16 protein-coding genes are annotated in these 18,629 nt (G+C 65.3%); 3 read left to right on the plus strand and 13 right to left on the minus strand.

Features of this window, described 5'->3' with window-relative positions:
- The first annotated feature begins 121 nt into the window (after positions 1–121).
- On the plus strand, positions 122–1,048 hold the full coding sequence (locus AC0J42_RS10065) for a glycosyltransferase family 2 protein (RefSeq protein ID WP_416423401.1): 927 nt from the start codon (positions 122–124) through the stop codon (positions 1,046–1,048).
- A 52-nt stretch (positions 1,049–1,100) separates the two neighbouring features.
- Here AC0J42_RS10065 and AC0J42_RS10070 read toward each other — a convergent pair whose 3' ends face one another.
- From AC0J42_RS10070 to AC0J42_RS10120, 11 genes are all read right to left on the minus strand, one after another.
- Positions 1,101–2,510: a lipid II flippase MurJ gene (locus tag AC0J42_RS10070; RefSeq protein WP_473006019.1), complete on the minus strand. Its 1,410-nt coding sequence runs from the start codon at positions 2,508–2,510 to the stop codon at positions 1,101–1,103.
- A gap of 8 nt (positions 2,511–2,518) precedes the next feature.
- Positions 2,519–3,340, minus strand: coding sequence for an acyltransferase (locus AC0J42_RS10075; protein WP_416423403.1), 822 nt, complete (start codon positions 3,338–3,340; stop codon positions 2,519–2,521).
- The gene (locus AC0J42_RS10080; protein WP_473006020.1) at positions 3,337–4,734 is read right to left on the minus strand and encodes an O-antigen ligase family protein; all 1,398 of its coding nucleotides are present in this window, start codon (positions 4,732–4,734) and stop codon (positions 3,337–3,339) included. The genes AC0J42_RS10075 and AC0J42_RS10080 overlap by 4 nt, the downstream gene beginning before the upstream one ends.
- Positions 4,734–5,834, minus strand: a complete 1,101-nt coding sequence (locus AC0J42_RS10085) for a glycosyltransferase family 4 protein (protein ID WP_473006021.1) — start codon at positions 5,832–5,834, stop codon at positions 4,734–4,736. Before AC0J42_RS10085 ends, AC0J42_RS10080 begins: the two co-directional genes overlap by 1 nt.
- Positions 5,825–7,042, minus strand: coding sequence for a glycosyltransferase family 4 protein (locus AC0J42_RS10090; RefSeq protein WP_473006022.1), 1,218 nt, complete (start codon positions 7,040–7,042; stop codon positions 5,825–5,827). Before AC0J42_RS10090 ends, AC0J42_RS10085 begins: the two co-directional genes overlap by 10 nt.
- 13 nt (positions 7,043–7,055) lie before the next feature.
- Positions 7,056–8,375, minus strand: a complete 1,320-nt coding sequence (locus AC0J42_RS10095) for a beta-xylosidase (RefSeq protein ID WP_416423407.1) — start codon at positions 8,373–8,375, stop codon at positions 7,056–7,058.
- A gap of 2 nt (positions 8,376–8,377) precedes the next feature.
- Complete coding sequence (locus AC0J42_RS10100) at positions 8,378–9,556, minus strand: glycosyltransferase (protein ID WP_473006023.1); 1,179 nt, start codon at positions 9,554–9,556, stop codon at positions 8,378–8,380.
- On the minus strand, positions 9,556–11,544 hold the full coding sequence (locus AC0J42_RS10105) for an exopolysaccharide transport family protein (RefSeq protein ID WP_416423409.1): 1,989 nt from the start codon (positions 11,542–11,544) through the stop codon (positions 9,556–9,558). Before AC0J42_RS10105 ends, AC0J42_RS10100 begins: the two co-directional genes overlap by 1 nt.
- 24 nt (positions 11,545–11,568) lie before the next feature.
- A complete protein-coding gene (locus AC0J42_RS10110; RefSeq protein ID WP_473006024.1) occupies positions 11,569–12,345 on the minus strand; it encodes a polysaccharide biosynthesis/export family protein in 777 nt (258 codons plus the stop codon).
- Positions 12,346–12,420: 75 nt separating this feature from the next.
- Positions 12,421–13,875 (minus strand): mannose-1-phosphate guanylyltransferase/mannose-6-phosphate isomerase, encoded by a 1,455-nt coding sequence (locus tag AC0J42_RS10115; RefSeq protein ID WP_416423411.1) that lies wholly within the window; start codon positions 13,873–13,875, stop codon positions 12,421–12,423.
- 1 nt (position 13,876) lies between these two features.
- Entirely contained in the window at positions 13,877–15,313 is a 1,437-nt protein-coding gene (locus tag AC0J42_RS10120) for an undecaprenyl-phosphate glucose phosphotransferase (protein WP_416423412.1), read from the minus strand.
- 237 nt (positions 15,314–15,550) lie between these two features.
- On the opposite strand from AC0J42_RS10120, the gene AC0J42_RS10125 reads away from it, so the two are divergent.
- On the plus strand, positions 15,551–15,709 hold the full coding sequence (locus AC0J42_RS10125; protein ID WP_473006026.1) for a hypothetical protein: 159 nt from the start codon (positions 15,551–15,553) through the stop codon (positions 15,707–15,709).
- Positions 15,685–16,587, plus strand: a complete 903-nt coding sequence (gene yegS / locus AC0J42_RS10130) for a lipid kinase YegS (protein WP_473006027.1) — start codon at positions 15,685–15,687, stop codon at positions 16,585–16,587. The genes AC0J42_RS10125 and yegS overlap by 25 nt, the downstream gene beginning before the upstream one ends.
- Positions 16,588–16,672: 85 nt before the next feature.
- On the opposite strand, the gene AC0J42_RS10135 is transcribed toward yegS, so the two are convergent.
- Together AC0J42_RS10135 and AC0J42_RS10140 are read right to left on the minus strand one after the other, a co-directional pair.
- Positions 16,673–17,332: a response regulator gene (locus AC0J42_RS10135; RefSeq protein WP_416423415.1), complete on the minus strand. Its 660-nt coding sequence runs from the start codon at positions 17,330–17,332 to the stop codon at positions 16,673–16,675.
- Entirely contained in the window at positions 17,329–18,219 is an 891-nt protein-coding gene (locus AC0J42_RS10140) for a sensor histidine kinase (RefSeq protein ID WP_473006836.1), read from the minus strand. Before AC0J42_RS10140 ends, AC0J42_RS10135 begins: the two co-directional genes overlap by 4 nt.
- Positions 18,220–18,629 lie beyond the last annotated feature (410 nt).

Here is an 18,629-nt window from a genome sequence, read left to right on the forward strand (position 1 = left end):
GCCCCGTGTGCGCTAATCTTCAACACGCTGTACCGCACATCGGGTGCCGTTGTCGGCAGGCTTGGCCTGCACCGCCAATGGCCGCAACAAATGGACTTGGCAATCACGTGGGGATATGGCCATGACGACTTTGAAAGTAGCGTGCGTGGTCCCAACCTACAATGGTCAAAGGGATCTGCAACGTCTGTTGGATTCGCTGGGTAGCCAGACGATTGATTTCGATACCCTGATCGTCGATTCCTCCTCCAGCGACGGCACCACCGAACTTGGGCGCGAATGCGCCGACCATTTCCTGTTGATCCCTAGCCGCGAGTTCAACCACGGTGGCACGCGCCAGCGCATGGTCGAGGAGTTTCCCGGCTATGACGTGTACGTGTTCATGACCCAGGATGCCTACCTCGAAGACCCCCAGGCGCTGGCGCGCATCGTCGCGCCCTTCGCCGATGACAGCGTGGGCGCGGTGTGCGGGCGGCAGCTGGCGCACAAGGACGCCAACCTGTTGTCGGCCCACGCGCGGGCGTTCAACTACCCGGCCAGCTCGCAGCTCAAGAGCATGGCCGACGTCGACCGCCTGGGCATCAAGACCTGTTTCATGTCCAACTCGTTCGCCGCCTACCGCCGCAAGGCGCTGATGCAGGTGGGCGGCTTCCCGCTGCACGTGATCCTCTCGGAAGACATGTACGTGGCCGCGCGCATGCTGGTGGCCGGTTGGAAGATTGCCTATGCCGGGGATGCCTGCTGCCGGCATTCGCACAACTACACCCTGGCCGAGGAGTTCCGCCGCTACTTCGACATCGGCGTGTTCCAGGCCCGCGAACCCTGGATTCGCGAGCAGTTCGGCGGGGCAGGTGGCGAGGGCTTGCGCTACGTGAAGTCAGAGCTCAAGTACCTGGGGGTGCGCCGGTGCTGGCTGTGGCCAGCCTCGTTCCTGCGCAACGGCTTGAAGCTGCTGGCGTACAAGTTCAGCCAGCAGGAAGCACGCTTGCCGGTGAAGTGGAAGAAACGCCTGGGGATGCACAAGCGTTACTGGGACAGCCCTTACGCCTGAGCACGGCGCGACCCGGCCTGCGGCCGGTGCCACGGGGCGCGCCGTGGGTGCTTCAGGCGCGCGCCCAGGGCCGCAGCCACATCCCCAGCCCCACCAACAGCACCAGCCCGCACACGCAGCTCACGCCCAGTTGCACCCACATGCCCGGCAACGGGTGCACCAGTAGTGCCGCCAGCAGCATCGCCACCGCGCCCAGCAGCCAATGGCTGCGCCACGGCAATTGCCCCAGCAGGGCCTGGCGGCGCATCAGTAGCACGCCGGTCAGCAGCACACCGCACAGGGCCGCCATGGCAATGCCGATCAGGCCGAAGGCCCACGGCAGCACACCCAGCAGCACGGCGTTGAGCAGGCTGCCGAGCAGTTCGCAATTGAGCGGCATGCGCGTGTCGCCCGCCGCGTAGGCGTAGCGCGCCAGCAGGGCGTTCCAGGCGCCGAACATTAGCGGTGCGCAGAACCAGGCCAGCAGTTCGGGCAGCGGGCTGCCAGCCGACTGGTTGGGCAGCAGCAGGGCCACCAGCGCCGCCGAGGCGCCGATCAGGCCGGTCACCGCCGGCACGGTCAGCAGGGTGGCGCTGCTCAGGCCCTTGCGCAGCAGAGTCAGGCGTTGCTCGCCGACGCTGCCGCTCATCAGGCCCAGCAGCACCTGGTTGAGGCTCATCAGGGCAATCAGCGGCAGGTTGATCAGCTTGCGGGCCAGGTTGATCCAGGTCACCGAACCTTCGCCCAGCAGCGACGCCACCATGCGCTCCAGCAGTGCCAGGCCCTGGCTGGCGAGGTTGCTGCTTAGCAGCGGGCCGATGCGTTGCAGCAGCTCCTTCACCGCCCCTGGCGCCTGTTCACGCTGCCACGGCCGCCAGCCGTTGCGCAGCAGCGACGGCGTGAGCACCGCCGGCATCAGCCAGCTCCCCAGCACGCAGGCGCAGGCCATGCCGGTGGTGGTGGCGTCGTGGCGCAGGATGGCCAGGTACAGCACCGGCGGCAGGTTGAACAGCAGCGACCCCAGGCCGGCCAGCACGAACCGCGAGCGCGCCTGCAGCGGCACGCAGAACAGCGCATGCAGCAGGAAGCCCGGCGCGCACCAGGCCAGCCAGTGCAGGGAACCCGCGGCGCGGGCATAGCCGTCGCTGTCCAGGCCCGGGCCGATGGCGCGTACCAGCAGCGGCGCGGCCAGGCTCAGCAGCAGCGCCAGCAACAGGCCCAGCAATAGAATGCGTGGCACCAGCGCGCCCAGCCAGGCGCGCTGGCCGTCGCTGTCGCGCTGCTGGAACAGCGGCAGCGCAGCGGCGCTCAGCAGCCCGGCTGCCAGCGCCATGCGCAAGGCTTCGGGCAGGAACAGCGAAACCAGGAAGGCGTCACTCTGCCCGCCCGCGCCCCAGGACGCCACCAGCAGCCATTCGCGGGCAAAGCCCGCGGCCAGGCCGGTCAGCGTCGCCAGGGTCAGCCACAGCGTCGATCCGAACATGGCAGGCCTCAGTGGAACAGGGTGAACAGGCCTTTGCCGCCCACCTTGTAGTTGAGGTTGCGGCAGCGCTCGCCCTTCACCTCGGCGTTGGGCCCGCCGACGATGGCATAGGGCGGCACCGGCTTGCTGACCACGGTGTTGCCACCGACGATCGCGCCCTCGCCGACGTGCGCGCCAAACGACAGCAGCGCGCGGGTGGCGATCCAGGCGTAGTCCTCGATGTACACCGGCCCGCCCACGGCCCAGAACTCGGGCGCCTGGGTGTCATGGCCGCCGGCGATGATCAGCACGTGGGAGGCGATGGTCACGTGGTCGCCGATGATCAGCCCGCCGCGGGCGTCGAGCTGGCAGTGCCAGCCCACGGTGGTGTCATCGCCGATGCGCAGGCTGTCGACACCCAGCACCTCGGTGTTGCGCCACACCGAGGAGCCCTTGCCGATCTTCGCCCCGCCCAGGCGCAGCCAGGCCAGGCGCAGGGTGTGGCTGGGAATCTTGCAGATGAGGATGTTGTAGGCCTGTTCCCAGGCCCGCAGCCAGCGGTCGCGCAGGGTCGCCCAGTTCTTGCCGTACAAGGGGATTAGCGCGCCTTTCAGCTCGCGGCCCAGCAGGGCGTAGAAGCGTCGCGCCAAGGGGTGTTCGATGCGCGGTTCGATGTTCACGTAGCTGATGAAGGTGAGAATGTTGCCCTTGAGTGGTTGTTCGAAGATCACTTCGTTGGCCAGCATCCATTCGTAGGCGCTTTCCAGTTCTTCCAGGCTCACACCCATCTTGATGGCGTATTCGGGCAGTGCCTGCCGCAGATTATGGGAGTGAAGTAGACGATGTCTCATAGGCGGCTTCCAACAGGGACTGAAGTAGTGGCAGGTGCGGCGCGCAGCCGCTGGGCCTCGTGCAGGTTGAGACCCAACAACAGCCAGAACAGTGCGACCAGCACCATGGTGAAACTGAAATAGTGGTCGAACAGGCCGCTGACCAGCGCCGCCAGCAGGCCCACCAGGGTGCCCAGCCAGATGGCGTTGTCATGGGTCAGCACCAGGGTCTTGGTGGTGGGGCCGCTGGCGCGCCACCAACTGCGCACCACCAGCAGGAACATCACCAGGCCGATGACCCCCACCTTGTAGATGTAGTTGAGGTACAGGTTGGAGATACCCCACAGCGTGGTGCCTGGCACCGGCGGGTCGACCTTGAAGCCGATGCCCAGCGGGTACATGGCCATGGCGCGGGGGAAGTTCGAGTATTCGTCGAAGCGCACCGAGGTACTGGCGTCATTGCTGGAGAACAGGTCCAGCACGCGGTCCTGCAACGGCGGGTAGAACATCAGCAGCAGCGCCGCGCCCACCAGGCCCACCATCAAGGCGCGGCCGGTGTAGGGCAGGCGCTTGCGCGCCAGCCACATCAGCACCAGCACCAGGCTCACCAGGGCACCCCGCGAACCGGTCAGCAGCAGGCCGAACATGCCCAGCAGGGTCACCGCAATGCCCAGGGCGCGCGGCCAGCCCTTGCGGGTCAGGCCGAAGCAGGCGGCCAGCGGCACCAGCAGGGCCATGGCGCCACCGGTGATGTTGGGGTGCGTCCAGCCCGAGGCCATGCGGCTGCTGAGGCCGGCCAGGCCTTCGCTTAGTTGGTCGATGGAGCCATAGCCCAGCTTGCCGAGGATGTCGGTGAGGGTGGCCGGGGTGCTGTCCTTGAGGTACACCGGGATCGCCAGCAGCAACAGGAACAGAGTGCCCAGCAGCAGGCCGATGACCAGTTGCTCACGCTTTTCCCGGGTGTCTAGCAGGCGCGGCACCAGGAACAACGTCGACAGGTTGAACAGCCAGCGCACCCAGTTCACCGGGCCGTTGCCGGCGGCATCGATGACGATCTGGCCGACCACGAACGGCAGGGCAGTGAACAGCATGAACGCCACCACCATGCGCTCGGTGTGCAGCAGCTTCGGCGCCCGGTGCATCTGGCCGAACAGGTGCTGGGCCATGACGCTGGCCCACACCAGCATGATCAGCGCTTCCGACACCGTGGTGCGAATGCCGACGTTGACCGTGGTATAGGGCAGGAAGGTGGCGATCACGGCAAACAACAGCAGGCCCCACAGGGGCTTGCGAATAACGGTGACGATGGCGGCGATGCCTATCATCACCGCCAGCACCTTGGGCGCGGGCAACAGCCAGGCCAGCACGCCGAAGGTAATGCTGGTGATCAGCGCGAGCGGAAAGGCCAGTGGCATCAGCGCAGCTCCCCGAGCAATTCATCGAAGCGTTGGCGGTAGGCCTGCTCGCCGTAGCCGTCGGCCCAGGCCTTGAGCGGGGCGCTGTCGACCGGATGGTCGAGGGCCAGTTCCTTCATCAGTTCCACCAGCGCGCCGGTGTCGGTGGGCGAGAAGCGCGGGCTGTCGGGCGGGGTGATCTCGTCCAGCGCCGAGCCGTTGGCCACGGCCACCGGGGTGCCCTGGGCCAGCGCCTCGATCACCGGCAGGCCGAAGCCTTCGGCGTAGGACGGTTGCCACAGCCGCGACGCGCCAGCGTACAGGGCGTGCAGCTGGGCGTCGCTGATGCCGCTGACAAAGTGCATGCCGTGCAAATGTTGCTGGGCCACCGGCAGGTGCTCGCGGGCGCCTACCAGCACCAGCTCGGGCACCTCGGGGTTCTGCTGGCGCGCCTGCTGCCAGGCGGCCACGAACCAGGGAATGTTCTTGCGCGGCTCGCGCGTGCCCACCACCAGCCAATAGCGCGGCGGCAGCTGCAGGTCGCTGATGTCGGCCAGGGCGTCGGTGTAGGGCAGCACCAGGTTGGGCAGCACGCGGGTCTTGTCGCGGGCCTGGGGGAACAGCTTTGCCACCTCGTCTGCGGTGTACTGCGACGGCACCCAGATGCGGTCGGCGACCTTCACTGACCAGCCGATCGACAGCTTGTCGGTGTAGCCATAGACCCGCGCCTTGAGCTGCGAGCCGTGGGCGTTGGTCAGGGTCAGCTGGAACAGGTCGTGCAACTGCAGGATGTACTTCATGCCCTCGGGCTTGCGCGCCAGTGGCAGGCCCATGTTGAAGTTGGCGATGTAGGTGTCCACCCCGGCTTCGCGCAGGGAACCGGGCAGGAAGCCGGCCTCGAACTTGAGCCGCAGCGGCAACCGGTGCACCCCGGCCAGCGGGGCGCCCCAGCGCGGGCAGTGGGCCTTGCGACGGATGAGGTGGTCCTCGGGGGCTACGCTGAACAACTGCAACTGCACGTCCGGGTTGGCCCGCAGCGCCTGCTCCAGGGCCAGGGTCTGGCGGCCGATGCCGCTGTTGGGGTAACTGGTGGCCGGGCGATAATCCAGTCCTATGCGCATACGCTGGTGTCTTCCATAGGTTGCAAAAGCCGTGAATAGACGTCTTCAAGCTGGGCCGCGGCGACGGCCCAGTCGTGATGGCCGCGCACGTAGCGGCGCGCGGCTTCGGAGAGTTGTTGCAGGCGGGCCGGGTCGCGCACGGCGTCGGCCAGCAGTTGGGCCAGGCCTTCGGCGGTTTCGCTGCCCAGGTAGTCCTGGCCATTGCTGACCGCCAGGCCCGACACGCCCTGGCCCGTAGTCACTACCGGCAGGCCGGCGGCCATGGCCTCCAGCACCTTGAGCTTGGAGCCGCCGCCCTGGCGCAGGGGCGCGAAGAACACCGCGGTCTGCTCCTGCAGCGCGCGCAGGTCGGGCACGAAACCCTGGAACTCCACCCGCGGGTCGGGCCAGCGCTGGCGCCACTGGGCGGGCAGGGCGAAGCCGCACACCGACAGGCGCACCTCGGGGTTCAGCGCCCACACCTTGGGCATGATTTCATCCAGCGCCCATTCCACCGCATCCAGGTTGGGGCTGTACTCGTAGTTGCCGATGAACAGCAGGCGCTGGCTGTCGAAGGCCGGGCGCACCGTGGCGTAATGCGGGCAGTCCACGCCGTTGACCACCACCGACGCCTGGCGCTGGAACAGCACCTGCATCTGCCGGGCATCCGCCTCGGTCACCGCCACCAGCTGCGCGGCCTGGCTGAACACGCGTTGCTCCCAGCGCCGGTAGCGCCACTGGTCGTAGGCGGTGAACGGCTTCATCCAGCCGGGCAGGCGGTCATAGCTGGCCGCGCCCAGGGCCGACTCGATGTTGTGCTCGGTGAGCAGGAACGGCTGGCCGTGGCGTTGCAGCGCTCGTTCGTAGGGCTGGAAGCTGTAGCTGTGCTCGATCTGCACCACGTCCCACGGGGTGGCCAGCAACTGGTCGAAATAGCGTTCCAGCTCCGGTGCCAGGCCGTTGATGCTGGCCAGCATCGGGTAAGGCGCCGCCAGTACCGCCAGCAGGGTCTTGAGGCTGCGCAGGGGCCGGCGCGGCAACACGATCAACTGCTCCAGGAACGGCTCCAGGGCGTTGCGCGTGGCCTGGTCGACCTCGGTCTTGGATTGCACCAGCAGCGTGATTCGGTGCCCGCGCGCCGCCAGGCTGCGCAACAGGTGGTACTGACGGGTCTTGCCGCCGCTGGTGGTAGGCCAGGGCAAATACGGCAGTGTCCATAAAATGCGCATTCAATCGTCCTTGTTACCAGACCAGCATTTGCAGGCTGGTCTTGAGCGGAACACTGATGCCCTGGGCGTTGGCCAGGGTGGTGCTGGTGCCCTGCAGCGGGTCGAACAGCGTCGCCGAGGTCACCGAAGGCAGGCTGACCGAGGTGCCCGAGGCGCTCCAGAACAGCCATAGATGAGTGCCGTCGGCGCGGGTCCAGGCCACGTTGAACAGGTCGCCCGGGCCGTTGGTGTAGGCGGGTGGGTCCGCCGGTTCCAGGCGCGCGCCGGTCACCCCGAGGAAATTCTTCAGGGCGGTGTACACTGGCTTGGGGTTGCCGTTCAGGTCAACCAGGCCGTAGTACTGGTCGCGGGCCGAGGCGCGCGCGTCCAGGTCATTGAGATTGAACAGGAAGATGCGCTGGTAGTCCATGGCGCTCATCAACGCCAGGCGGCGCAGGGTGTAGTCGGCCTGGCCGTCGACGCCGATCACCGCCTGCATTTCCACCGGGCCTGCGTAGCTGGACCAGCCCCACTCGGTGGCCCACACCTGGGTCACGCCCTTGGCGTGCAGGGCGCTGTTGATGTAGTTGCCGCGCTGGATGAAGTCCTTGGCGGTGGTGTCGTCGCCCTCGGGGTATTCGGAGTAGGGGTGGTAGGCGGCGACGATATTGCTGGTGGGCAGGCCCTGGGTCAGCAGGTCGGCCAGCATCAGGCCGTCGGTGCTGCGCATCTGGCTGTAGTAGGCCATGCCGGCGGTGGCCACGGGCTTGTCGGGGATGGCCTTGCGAATGGCGGTGGCGGTGCTGAACAGCAGGTTGCCGTAGGCGGTGGGGTCTTCCTTGGGCAGCCAGACGATATTGGGCTCGTTCCACACCTGCCAGGTGTTCACCTGCGGGTAGCGCTTGGCGAGCATGGTCATGCGGTCGGCGAAAATGCTGTAGTCGGTGGGCGGGTACTGGTCGGTGCTGGCGGCGCCGCTGGGGGCGCTGCTGTCGAATGTTGCCGAGCCCACCATGTAGGCGAGAATGTTGTACTTGTGCTGGGCCATGGCAGTCATGGCACCGTCCAGGGCGGTGAGGTCGAAGTTGCCCTGGGTGGGCTCGATGATCGGCCAATGGATGGTCAGGCGCACCCAGGTCAGGCCCAGGGCGTCGAGCGCGGCCATCTGCTTCTGGTAGACCGAGGGGTCAAAATATTCGAACTGGGCGTTGACGCCCAGGAAGTCACTCCATGTGACCGCTCGCGGACCCTTGAGGCTGATGTCAGCCTCGGCCTTGTCGCTCCAGGGCAGGGTGCTGAACGCCACGGCGGCGCACAGCAGGACGGGTATCCATACGATTGGCTTCTTCCACATGATCAGCGGCCTCCACAGGCGTCCTCGAACATTTGCACAAAACGCCCGGCCGTGAGTGGCCAGGTACGTTGGCTGCCGATCAGACTGGCGTGCTCGGCCCAGCGAATGGCCAGCTCGGGAGCAGCGCACAGGTGACTCAATTCTGCGGCCAGGGTCGGTACATTGCCCTGGGGGAAGATGACGCCGTTGTCGTGGGCCACTTCCTCGGCGAACGAGCGGGCGTCGGAGGTAATGGCCCCGCGCCCGCACGCGACCGCCCAGGACAGCGCGCCACTGGTGCCGCGCAGGTTGCCCAGCAGCTTGAGCTTGCTGGACTCGCGGTAGGGCAGCACCATCACGTGATGGGCCTGGATCACCGCCGGGATGTCCGCGGCGGGCAGGTCCAGGCCCCATTCGATGTTGTCGTTGAGTTGCAGCTGGCTGATGCGCTGGCGCAGCTGGTCCAGGTAGCTGCCCGACGGCCCGAAGGCCATTTCCGGTTCGCTGCCACCGGCCAGGGTCAGGCGGATGCGCTCGCGCAGCGCCGGTTGCTGGCTGAACGTCAGGGCCAGGGCGTCGAGCAGGTCCTCAATGCCCTTGCCACGGTAAATGAAACCGAAGTACAGCAGGCGCAGGGGCTCCAGCGGTGGCAGCGGCGCCGGTGGTATGACCAGGTTGCCGTGGGGAATCACCACCATCTGTTCGGTCGCAAGGCCCATGCGTTGTTTCAGGCACTGGCTGCCCGACTGGGTCAGGGTCACCAGTCGCGTGAGGCTGCGCGCCAGCAGGCGTTCCTCGCGCAGGCACAAGGGGTCGGCCAGCACCGTGGCCACCTGCGGCAACGGGTTGGGCATGCCCGCCACCATCGACAGCGGCCAGGGCAGCTGTTCGCGGCGCCACACCAGGCGCTCCGGGTCGTGCACGGTGGCGGTCAGCGGCAGGCGCGGGAAGCGCTGGCGCAGGGTACGCAGGCCGTTGAACTCGGCCAGGCGGCCACCACCGATCTCTGCGTGCACCAGGTCGATGCCCTTCCAGTCAAACGCCTGCAGCGCCTCCTGGGTGCGCTGCACGTCGTTGCCCAGGCCCGCCAGCGGTGTGCTGACGGTCACGCCCCGTTGCTCCAGGGCGTGCTTGAGGTGCCCGGCGTAGTCGGCGATGCCGTTCTGTTCCGGTGGCAGGGGAGCCAGCAGGGCAATATGCATCAGGCATGGCTCCGGATGCGGGTCATGAAGTTCAGCACCTTGGCCGGGATCTCGAAGCGGCGGCGGTTGATGATGATGCCGTCCACGTGCTTGAACGCGGTGTTGAGGATCGACACGGCGTTTTCCAGCACCGGCACCGTGGTCTTCTCGGCTTCCACGATCAGCGCGATCAGGTCGGCTTCACGCAGGGTCACGAAGGCTTCCTGGTTGGAGAAGAACCCGGCGGCGTCCAGCAGCACGATTTCGCCCGGTTGCGCGCTGGCCTCGCCGTTGACGCGCACCTTGTGGCCGCGGTCTTCCAGCAGCTTGCGCAGGTGCTCGATGACGAAGCTCACGCCTTCGCCCTTGCGCGCCGAGGTCAGGCCGATGCTCAGGCCGCTGAGTGCCACTTGCTTGAGCGGCAGCACGCCGTACAGGCGGTACATGCTGGCGGTGAAGGCGCTGATGCGCTGGGCGTCCTGGCCGCTGATGTCCTGCAGGCTGGTCCACACCTTGATGCCGAAGCGTTCCTCGATCTTGTCGCCGTCGTGGATGCGCTGGTCCAGCAGGTAGAAGAAGTACAGCGCCAGCAGGCCCACGGCCAGGCTGATCGGGATGGCGAACAGCAGCATCAGCAGGCTTTTCGGGAACACGCGGCTAGGGTTGAGGGTGGCCTGCTCGATCACCGCGATGTTGCTGATCTGGCTGGCGTCCAGTTCACGGTCGATGCGGGCTTTTTCCAGGCTGTCGCTGTACAGCGCGAAGCTCTTCTCGGCGGCGTCCAGTTCAAGTTGCAACTGCGACAGTTCCGGCTCCAGGCCCACGGCCTGGGTGCGGTCGGCTTCCAGCTTGGCCAGCTGGGTCTCCTGCTGGGCTGCCTGGGATTTCAGGCGGCTGAGGCTGGCGGCCTGGTCGGCGTAGCTGTTCTGCAGGCGGGTGTAGATGGGGTTGGGTGCCATGTTCTGCGAGCGCTGCACGGTGGCGTTCTCGCCGTTCATCAGCGCTTGCAGGTTGGCGATGGCGGTGTTGATCGCACGGACCGGCGGGGCGTCGTCCTTGAAGGTGCGCAGCAGTTCCTGTTTCTCGATCTGCTTGGTGTTGATGCGCTGGCTCAGGTCTTCACGGTCGGGGTTGCGGGCGATCTCGCGGGCAATGCTGATTTCCTTGGGAATGCCGTTCATCTGTTGCTTCAGCACGTCCAGCCCGGCCTGGGTGGAGGCAATGGAGCGCAGGGTGTTCAGGCGTTCGCCCTTGAGGTCGTTGAGGTTGCGCGACACATCGTTCAGGCGCTCGGTGATGCTCACCGCGCCGAGTTTGTCGAGCAGGGTCTGGATGCGTTTCTTGGTGTCCAGGATGCGCTGCTGGGTGGCCTTGCTCTCGCCTTCATAGAAGGAATAGAGGCTTTTGCGGCCCAGGGTGCGGGTACGCTCTTCCTGATACTTGTCGAGCCAGTTCTTCACCACGGTCTGCGCCACTTGCGGGTCGCTCCAGGTGAAGCTGACCTCCATCACCGAGGAACCGGTGGCGTGGGTCACGGTGAAGTTCTTCTCCAGCTGGGTCGCCAGGCGCTCCACGGGGGTCTGCTTCTCTACCAGGCCCAGGGCCTGGAGGAAGCCGCGGCCGATGTCGGCCAGGCTCTGCACCGCGCCTTTCACGGCATACTTGATGCTGGCTACCACGCCTTCCTGGTGCGGCTGGCGCGCCTGGTCATCCAGGTACTGCTCGGCCACCAGGCGGGTGATCGGGCGGCCGGTGAGCATGCGCTCCTCGTCGGCCACCGGGTCGCGCTGCAGCGGGATCACGGCGGTCTGGCGGTCGCTCATCTCGATGGGCAGGGTGCTGTCGCGGCCGGGCTTGACCAGCAGCAGCGCGGTGGATTCATAGCGGTTGGGAAGCAGGAAGGCACCCAGCAGAATGACCACGAAGGTCACCGCCACGGTGATTTTCACTTCCCGCTTGAAGATAAAGAACAGCCGCAGCAAATCGCGGAAGGAACGGATATTGATCATGTCTGTTGTCCTTGGCGATTAGCTTCAGTTGGAGGAGTTGTAGTTGCGCAGGTCATACGTCACGCCAAGGCCGATGGACTTGGTGAACGGGATGAGCTGGTTCAAATACAGGTCCACCCACTCGATGCCGTTGCCCACGTGGGACTTGGGCACGAACACCACGTCGCCGCGCTGCAGCCATACGGGCGGGCGATCGTTGTTGGCATACAGGGAACTGGCGTAGTCGAAGAAGTACGTCTTGTACTTGCCGTCGGGCTCCTGGCGCATCAGCGCGACGTTGCCGCTGTCGGCCACCGACAGCACGCCACCGGCGCCGACGATGGCCTGGTCGAGGGTGGTGGCGACGTTCACCGACAGGTTGGCCGGGTTGCGCACCGCGCCACCGACGAACACCGTGTTGCCCGGCGCAGCGTTGATGTTGATGGTCAGCGAGGTCTCGCGGTAGATGTTCTCCAGCTTGACCTCCAGCACCTTGGTCAGCTCTTCGGTGGACAGGCCGGCGGCCTTGACCTGGCCCACGTAGGGGTAGGCGAAGGTGCCGTCGTTCTGCACGGTGAACAGCGTCAGTTCATAGATGGTGTTGGCGGTGAACGCCGAAATCGACGGCGCCTCGCCAGTGTTGCGCACAATCCTTAAAGTGTCGCCCGGGCGGATGCGCTGGGGTGGCAGGGGTTTGCCGGCCAGTGCGTCGCCGGCCTGGTGAGCTGCTTTCAGCACGTCGTTACTGGGCAATGAAACCTTAGCCTGATTGCTGCATGCGGCGAGCATGACAATACTTAATATGAGCAACACTTTTTTCATTGGTCAGTCTTCCTGTGGTGCATGAAATACAGCTCCCTGGCGAATCCGGGTCGGTGCAGCGTTAGAGGTCAAGGGTCAGGCTTTGGGTGCTTCCGGCACGCGGCCGTAGATGTCGGTGAAGCGCACGATGTCGTCCTCGCCCAGGTACTCGCCGCTTTGTACTTCAATCATCACCAGGTCGATGACCCCGGGGTTGACCAGGCGGTGGGTGTGGCCAGGCTTGATAAACGTCGATTCGTTGGTGTCGAGCAGGAACTCGCGCTCGCCATTGGTCACGCGGGCCATGCCGCTGACCACGATCCAGTGCTCGCTGCGGTGGTGGTGCATCTGCAGTGACAGCGAGGCGTTGGGGCGGACCACGATGCGCTTGATCTTGAAGCGCTTGCCTTCCTCCAGCACCGTGTAGGTGCCCCACGGGCGGGTGACGGTGCGGTGCAGGCGGTAGGCGTCGTGGCCCTGGCGCTTGAGCTCCTGGGCGATGAACTTGACCTCCTGGCTGCGCGCGGCGTCGGCGATCAGCAGGGCGTCGGGGGTGTCGATGACGATCAGGTTGTCCAGGCCCACGCCGCCCACCAGGCGCTTGGGCGAGTCGATGTAGCAGTTGTGCACGTCGTGCAGCACGGTCTCGCCGTTGCACTGGTTGCCGTTGGTGTCCGCCGGGCTCAATTCGCGCACCGCTTCCCACGAGCCGATGTCGCTCCAGCCCAGGTTGCAGGGGATGACCGCGACCTTCTGCGAGCGCTCCATGATGGCGTAGTCCACGGAAATGTCCGGGGCGTTGGCGAAGGCGCCGCTGTCCAGTTCCACCTGCAGTTCGCGGTTGCCGTCCTTGCGGTGGCTGGCGGCCAGGCAGGTGTTGACCGCCTCCAGCACGTCCGGGGCGTGGGCCTGGAACTCGCGCAGAATGGCGTCGACGCGCATGCAGAACATGCCGGCGTTCCACAGGTGCAGGCCGCCCTTGAGGTATTCCTGGGCGGTGGCGGCGTTGGGTTTCTCGACGAAGCGCGCCACCTGAAAACCACCTTCGGTCAAGGCCTGGCCCTTCTCGATGTAGCCGAAGCCGGTTTCGGCGCGGGTGGGGATGATGCCGAAGGTCACCAGCCAACCTTGGTCGGCCAGGCTGCGCGCGGCCTCCACGGCCTGGGTGAATGCCGCCACGTCGGTGATCAATTGGTCTGCGGGCAGCACCAGCAGCTGCGCGTCCTCGCCGTACAGGCGCGCGGTGTGCAGGGCCGCCGCGGCAATGGCCGGGGCGGTATTGCGACCGAACGGTTCAAGAATGAAATCCAGCCCCGCGCGACCCTTGTTCAGCAGGCGGTAGTCGTCCACGGTGCGGAAGAACACCTCGCGGTTGGTCACCGTCAGCAGGCGGTCGACGCCGGGCAGGCCGGCGGCGCGCAGGAAGGTTTTCTGCAGCAGGCTCTCGCCATCCGGCAGGCGCATGAAAGGCTTGGGCATCGCTTCGCGGGATACCGGCCACAGGCGGGTGCCAGCACCGCCGGCGATAATGCAGGGAATGAGCGTGCCCATTTCAATAAACCTCGCGCGTCAGGAGCACTGCCGGAACAGTGCGGAAGAGGATGTAGAGGTCGAACCACACGGACCAGTTCTCGATGTACTCGAGGTCGAACTCCACGCGTTTCTCGATCTTTTCCAGGGTGTCGGTCTCGCCGCGGTAGCCGTTGATCTGCGCAAGGCCGGTGATGCCCGGCTTGACCCGATGGCGGGAGGTGTATTCCTTCACCGCCTCTTCGAAGAGGATGCCGGCGGCCTTGGTGGCCGTGGCGTGGGGGCGCGGGCCGACCATCGACATGCTGCCGCCGAACACGTTGAACAACTGGGGCAGCTCATCCAGGCTGGTCTTGCGGATGAAGCGTCCTACCCGGGTAATGCGCGAGTCACCGCGCACGGTCTGCTTCTCGGCGTTGGCATCGGCCTGGTGCTGGTGCATGGAGCGGAACTTGTACACCTCGATCAGGCGGTTGTTGTAGCCGTAGCGCTTCTGCTTGAACAGCACCGGGCCTGGGGAGTCGAGCTTGATGGCCAGCGCCACCAGCAGCATGATCGGCGACAACGCCACCAGCGCCAGGCTGGAGATGAGCATGTCTTCCAGGCGCTTGAAGAACGGCGACCAGCCGCGCAACGGCACTTCGGAGGCGTTGAACATCGGCAGGTTGGCGACTTCGGTGATGCGGTTGTGCGAGTGGCGGAAGGCGACCATGTCCGGCACCAGCAGCACGTTCACCGGCAGCCGGCGCAGTTCGCGAATGATGTAGTCCATGCGGTTTTCCGCCGACCAGGGGATGGCCACCAGCACCTGGGTGACCTTCTCGTCGCGGATCAGTTGCTCCAGCTCCTGGCTGTTGCCCAGCAGGGGCAGGTTGACCAGGGTCTTGGGCAGGCGGGCGATGCGGTCGTCGATGAAGCCCACCACGCCGGAGCGGATGTCCTGGTGCTGCAGCAGGTATTCGGCCAGGCGCTGGCCGTTTTCGGTGGCGCCCAGGATCACCGCGTTCTGCAGGAATACCCCGCGCACCATCAGTTGCTGGAACAGGGTGAGGATGATCATCCGTTCGATGCCGAACAGGATGAAGGTGCCGATGAACCAGATCGCCAGCTGCAGGTTGCTGATGAAATCGAACAGCGACAGCGCCCGGTGCATGAACAGCAACAGGCAGAACGCCGACGCCCAGGCGTAGAAGGTGGTCTGGAAGCGCAGGCGGTTGCTGAAGATCGATTCGGCGTACACCCCCAGCGCCTGGAAGATCAGCACGCTGAGAAAACCGAAGAACACCAGCACGGCCAGGTCGTCCTTCACGGCGCCGGGCTTGATGTTCGAGTCGATCATCAAGATCAGCAAGCCAGGGGCGATGGCGGTAAGCCCGTGGACTAGGCGGATAGCGAACAGGAAATACTCGACCATACTGGGCCGAGTCATCAGCAGACTGTCCACGGGTTGCAAGCGCATAAATCCCTTCCCTCCAGACCATTGGTGATCCAAGGCCGACAACAAGAATTGCGGCAGTTCCATTGTGTACGTTGGGTGTTACCGTTTGTTGCTGACTCCGTCCCTGGTGGCAATTTTTTGTCGTTTTATTATTGGCGGGGAATTTTGCGTCAGTTTTCCGTTACAAATATTAATTTACGATTGAATGGCCCTCGAAGGCAATCTTTCCGATGGCACTTTGAAACCTGAGTAAAGTCCATGAAACACCGCCTTGCGAATCAAAAACGCGCAAAGCGCCAAAAAAATATGCAATCGCTGATGATCTGTATGGCTTTTTTTGACGGTGGTGTGGTCGAAACGCTTCAGTGGGCGGTTCTAGACGGGGAAACGGCATGGCAGCGCGCAAGGCATTTTTGATTCTGCACGGCAAGCAGGCCCTCAACGAGGACGTGCGGCGCGCCGTGGAAGCCCAGCGGGCGGCGGGCGTCGAGCTGGCGGTGCGGCTGACCTGGGAGGCAGGGGATGCCCAGCGCCTGGTGACGGAAGCGCTGGCGGCCGGTTACCCGCACATCATCGCTGGGGGCGGCGACGGTACCCTGCGTGATATCGCCGAGGCCATCGCCCTGGCGGGCACTGACGCCAGCCTGGTGCTGATGCCCCTGGGTACCGCCAACGATTTTGCCCGGGCCGCCGGCGTGCCGCTGGACTGCGCCGGGGCCCTGGCGCTACTGGATGCACCGGCCCGGCCGGTAGACCTGGGCGAGGTGGGCGGGCAGTTGTTCCTGAACATGGCCACCGGAGGGTTCGGCAGCCAGGTGACGGCCAACACCTCCGACGACCTGAAAAAGGTGCTGGGTGGTGCGGCCTACCTGTTCACCGGCTTGTCGCGCTTCGCCGAGCTGCGCCCGGCCTACTGCTGCTTGCGCGGGCCAGACTTCGAGTGGGAAGGGCAGTTGCTGGCGCTGGGCATCGGCAATGGCCGGCAGGCGGGTGGTGGCCACGTGCTGTGCCCCGAGGCGGTGGCGGATGACGGGCTGCTGGACATCAGCATCCTGCCGGCGCCCACCGAGGTGTTCAGCACCTTGAAGGATTTGCTCGCTGGTGGGCTCGGAGTGGATAACCTGTTCGTTCGGGTGCGCCTGCCCTGGGTGGAAATCCACAGTGCCGAGGGCCTGGACATCAATCTCGACGGCGAGCCGCTGACGGGCGACAGCCTGCGTTTCAGCGCCCGGCCCGGCGCCCTGAAGGTGCACCTGCCGGCGAATTCACCGCTGTTGTCGCGCGGGCGCCCGTGACGCGGCCTGCGGCCGCTGCTACATCACTCCCTGCGTAGCAGCTGCCGGAGGCTGCGTCAGGAGTTCCGCAATGCCGGCGCAATCATCAATCGTCGAGGCTGATGATGCGCTCGCGCACGGCGAACAGCACCAGGCCCGCCACGTCGAAGATCTGCAGGCGCTTCATGATCTGCGAGCGGTGGGTTTCCACGGTCTTCACGCTCAGCCCCAGGCCGGTGGCGATCTCGCGGGTGGACTTGCCGCGCACGATCAGCCGCAGGATCTCCAGCTGGCGCGGGGTGAGGTTGTGGTTGTCGGCCTGTTCCGGGCGGCTGCTCTGCGCGCGGATCAGCGCCTGGTTGATCACCGTGTGGGCGATGGCCGGGCTCAGGTAACGCTCGTTGCTGCGCAGGGCGTCCAGCGCCTGGCCCAGCTCGACGGCCGTGGTGTCCTTGAGCAGGTAGCCATGGGCGCCCATCTCCAGCGCCTGCATGATCATTTCCGGGTCGGTATGCATGGACAGGATCAGTACCTTGCTGCGCGCCCGGGTGGCCTGCAGCCGGCCCAGGGCTTCCAGCCCGCCGGTGTCACGCATGGACAGGTCGAGCAGGACGATGTCCGGGTCCAGCCGGCGCACCATGTCCACCAGTTGTGCACCATCGCTGGCCTCGCCCACCACCGCGTAACCGGGAATATCCGACACCAGGGCGCGCACGCCCGCCCTGATCAGGGAATGATCGTCCACCAGCAATAATTTGCAGATCATAGGCCTTTGCCGAGTTTGGCTCGTTGCAGGGCGCGCGGCGCCCAGGGGAAGAGTGCTTCAAGTTGGGTGCCCTGGCCGGGCTGGCTATTGACCTTCAGCCAGCCGCCAATCAGCGTGGCGCGCTCCTGCATGCCCGACATGCCCCGCAGGCCATGGCTGGCCGGGTCGCTGACGGGGGTGAAGCCCACGCCGTCATCGCTGACATACAGGTGCAGGCCTTCGGGGGTGCGTTGCAGGCGCACCAGCAGGTTGGTCGCCCGGGCATGGCGCAGCAGGTTGGTCACCGCTTCCTGGGTAATGCGGAAGGCGGCCACCGCCATCTCCTCGGGGATGCCGGTCATGGCCTGGTGGCATTCCAGGGTCCAGTTCACCTGGGTGTTTTCCAGGGTGCGCAGCAGGTGCCCGCGCAGGCTGGCTTCCAGGCCCAGGCTGGTGAGCTGGCGCGGGTTGAGGATGGCGGACACGTCGCGGACCTTGGTCAGGGTTTCGTCGATGGTCTCGCGCAAGGTCGCGAAGCCTTCTTCCAGGTCGTTGGGCAGGCGTCGTTGCAGCCAGTCTGATTGCATCTTGGCCGCAGTCAGCAGCTGGCCGATGTCATCGTGCAGTTCCCGGCTCAGGCGGTGCCGTTCGTTTTCCTGCACCTGCAACAGGTGGTCGGCGAGTTCCTGGGGCTTGAAGGCGATGGACTTCTGCGCGTTGCGATGCTGCACCCATACGCTGAGCATGGCGGCGATGTTGATGGCCAGCAGCCCCGCGGGAACCGTGCCTTGGGTGGCGAATATCCAGGCGTTGCCCAACAGCGAGCCCAGGCACAGCAATACCGTCAACCAGCGCATGTGTTGCACGCCCATTGGCCACGATGTGTATTTTCTGAAACTGGCGTACATAGAAAACGGAGCCAAGAAAAAGTCGCTGCTGAGAACCGGTTAAGGCGTTGTTGAAAGCCGTTTCCAAGGCTCCATGCTCTAGATGTAGCGCCGTGGGCGAAAGATGCAAATGAATAGAACATATCGCCCGATTCCCGATGACACCTTGCAAGTGTCAGGTGGTCAGGGCATCCGGTCCGTGGGGGGAATAGGTCTGCCATGGTATCACTTCATCAACAGTTGGTCGCCTGTTCAGCAATATATGCCTGAACGGTCAGGTTTATTTTCGGCGTTAACAGTTATCTCGCGAGCGCAATCACATCGCCATCATTGGGGGCGGCTGGAGTACGGTTGTCATCACATTGCAACTCAGGCCCCTGAACAACTTCAGTCAACGGACAAAAATGCACAATCATAGGGCAGGAACGCAC

Source organism: Pseudomonas sp. Tav-5-1A, assembly GCF_055755055.1.